This window comes from Cryobacterium sp. (assembly GCF_025463825.1).
GTDB lineage: Bacteria > Actinomycetota > Actinomycetes > Actinomycetales > Microbacteriaceae > Cryobacterium.
The window spans coordinates 1-3,236 of sequence record NZ_JAODBG010000138.1 but is presented as its reverse complement, the minus strand read 5'-3'; the positions used below and the strand labels follow the sequence as shown (position 1 = coordinate 3,236).

Below are 3,236 nucleotides of genomic sequence, written 5' to 3'. Positions count from 1 at the left end.
GAGAAATGACGATGTTGTCGAAGTCCAGATAGACCCCAACCTGATCTTCTGACTGCTCGGCCATCCGGTGCTCCTCTTTTACTAGGGGGTGTCGCGTCCATCCCGTCGCGACGTGGACAGGAGATTGAATCGTGAAGGGCCGCTTTCGCGAAAGCTCTGCACCCGACTAAGCGGGTACGAACGAAGCCGCAAGCAGGCCATGAACGAGTCGCGCGGTTTGTTCGGTCAGCGGTCCGGGCTTCAGGAGGATCTCGACGGCCTTCTTGGGCCACACGACGCGCACGCCATCGATGACGAAGGCGCCACCGAGGAGGGGCCAGTCGGCGCCAACGAAACACAGCATTCCGTGCACTGGAATCTCTTCCCAGCCCGCGTCTCTCAGCGCGGACCGCACGAGACTGACTTGCTTCTGCACACCGGCGACCTGCTTAGTGCGGTCCCGCGATCCGACCATGAGTTTCTCTGTTCGGGGGCTGAACAGTCCACCTTCAACTCTCAGGCTCGGACGCCCCTGATACTTCTTGGCGTCAATGACGAAGACCCCCGTTGCAGTCACGGCGATGTGATCGATGTTCGCTGTGGAACCCGGGATGCGACGGTCGTGCAGAACGTGGACGCCGTGTCCGCTGAGTGTGTCGAGGCGTTGACCGAGTGCTTCCTCTCCGCGCGCTCCGATGGCCCACGCTTGAGTGCTCTGCGGATCATCGGTCACCGCCAGTATCAGGTTGCCCAGGTGCGGGTGCTTGTCGCGGATCTTCATTGCCCGCTTATCTCTGCGGCGCTCGTGTTCTCGCCTGGCCGAGGAACCGGCGGTGCCCGTGAAGACCTCGAGGTGTTCTGTTTCTTGTTCCAGCTCCACGACGGTGAGCGCCTCGGGCGACGGAACTACCACCGGCCTGGCGGCCACCTGGGCGGCCGGGGTTGGGTGGGGCGTGCATTCCACGCAGGTAACGGTCTTCGACTCTCGCTCGTATACCGCCACGGTGCCGGCGGATATTGCGGATCCACAGGCTCGGCATCGTGCTGCGTAGCGCAGCCGCATTCTGTTCGGCGGCGGCGGCGTCGCTTCGTCGCTCATGCCGTTGCCCCCTGCGCCGCGATGCAGCCGACCCAGACTCCGTCGCGGGCCCGGGTCACCCCCACGAACAGTTCGCGGCGGTCGCGCTCATCACGTTCGATCTCGGAATCGGTCCGCTCTGCGTCGGCGATATCCGGTGACATCAGGCGCTCGGCAACCCAGGGCAGCAACACCTGCTTGAATTCCAGCCCCTTGGCTCGCTTGATCGTGCCGACCTTCACGGCATCCGTGGAGGAGCCGTCGTAGTCCGTGAGTTCGACCACGGGAATCCCCGCTGTGCGCAGCAGCATGACCGCGTCACGTACTTGCCAGGTGGTGAAGCAGAGCACGCCCACGTCGCCCCAGCCCACGCTGACGCTTTGCGTGGCCCGGCGAATCTGCTGGATGAGTTTGCCGTCATGGTCGGTTCGGGTGCGGGCCCGGGCGAAGAGGGGGCGTTCGCCGTGGCGCGGCGAGGTGATCGCGGCGGCTTTGGCGCTGGCACCTTCGATGTCGACGTAGCTGGCATCACCGACCACGTGGGACGCCAGGGCGAGGATCTCCGCGGTGTTGCGGTAGTTGACGTCCATGATCACACCGCGGCCGTGCACGGACAGGCCTGCCTCGGCGAGGGTGTACCCGCCGGGGTAAATGGTCTGTTGGCCGTCGCCGATCAGGGTGAACGCATCCGCTCCGTCACCGGCAACGGAGGCGAGCATGCGGATCATCGCGCAGGACAGGTCTTGTGCCTCGTCGACGATGACGGCCGTGTATGCAACCACCGGGTTAACGCGCAACGCCGCCTCGGCGAGCAGGATGACGTCGGCGAAGTCGTGCACTCCGCGGGCGCGCAGGAGGGATTCGTAGCGCTGATAGAGCGCCCAGACGGAACGGCGCTGGTCGAGGGTGAGACGGCGACGCCGGCCGATGCGGGCGCAGTCTGCGTACTCCTCGAAGGTGGTGAGGCCACGACCCTTGATCACGTGGTCGAGTTCCTCCCGCCAGTACCGGACGTTCGCGTCGATAGCGGTGAGTGGGCCGTTGGTCTGTTGCCAGGCATCCTCGAAGGCCTGATCGGCCAACTTGACTTTGACGTTCACGTCGATGCCATTGTCGTCGAGCACCTTGAACGCGAACTGGTGCACGCCGGTGAACTCCACTCGGTTTGCCACATCCGGGGCCATGCGGCCGAGGAGGGTGCTCAGCACATCGGGCAGCGTGCGCACGAAGGTGGTCACCAGCACGCGCGCGTCCGCCCGCGACCGCGCCAGATAGGCCGCACGGTGCAGTCCCACGACGGTCTTGCCGGTGCCCGCCGCACCACGGATGCGGGAGGGACCGTTGAAACTACGGCGCACCAACTTGGCTTGGTCGGGGTGCAGAAACGTCATCCACTCCTCGATCGGCGGCGCGAGCAGGCCTTCAAGAATGGCGGCTTCGATGTCACTCTCGCTGGGGAGGTGATCCAGGTCGACGGCGGGTTCCGGGCCGATGATGGGTTCGGGCAGGGTCACGTCGATCGGGGCCGGTGCGCCAATCAATGGGAAGTGTTTGATCGCGACGGCCAACACCTGCTCGACGACGGATGCGGTGAGGCGCTGTCCACGGTGGGCGATGTGGCGCACGATGTCGCCCTCACCGACGATCTCGACTCCGCCAATTGACGCGTTCACTCCCTTGTGACCGGCGAAGACGACCACGGGCCGTACTTCGCCCGGGGCCAGGCCGATCTCGGCCAGCGCCGCCTCGGTCTTCCAGGCGAGGTCGGCTAAGCCGAGAAACTCGTCGGTAACGTCGGCTTGGCCGCGGAATACCCGGCCGGCGGCGATGACCGGGTCCTTCCAGGCCTTGGTGTCCACGATGAACAGGCCGCCTGGCCCGACGACGACCATGTCGACCTGGGCGCGACGGCTGCCCGGCCACTGACGGTCGGGCAAAAAATGATACCCGGCCGCAGCCAGGGGAGCGAGAACGTGGGCGATGCGCTTCTCGCTATCAGCGGCGGCAAAGTAGTTGGCGGCCTTCGTCCTCGAGGATTCAGCTGCGAGCGCGTGCGCTTCCGAAAGCGCCAGTTGACGCGTGGCCTCACTCCAGGCCGAGCCGCCTGCCGACATATGTCCCCCGAACTAGTTACTCGCGAGCATATCGGTCACAGGAAGAAGGTCAGGATGCCGATCAC

General features: G+C 65.2%; 2 protein-coding genes. Both read right to left on the bottom strand.

Annotation, left to right across the window (positions count from 1 at the left end):
* Positions 1-166: 166 nt before the first annotated feature.
* Complete coding sequence (locus JWP54_RS16965; RefSeq protein ID WP_297374537.1) at positions 167-1,078, bottom strand: nuclease-related domain-containing protein; 912 nt, start codon at positions 1,076-1,078, stop codon at positions 167-169.
* Positions 1,075-3,171 (bottom strand): nuclease-related domain-containing DEAD/DEAH box helicase, encoded by a 2,097-nt coding sequence (locus tag JWP54_RS16960; RefSeq protein WP_297374534.1) that lies wholly within the window; start codon positions 3,169-3,171, stop codon positions 1,075-1,077. The genes JWP54_RS16965 and JWP54_RS16960 overlap by 4 nt, the downstream gene beginning before the upstream one ends.
* Positions 3,172-3,236 lie beyond the last annotated feature (65 nt).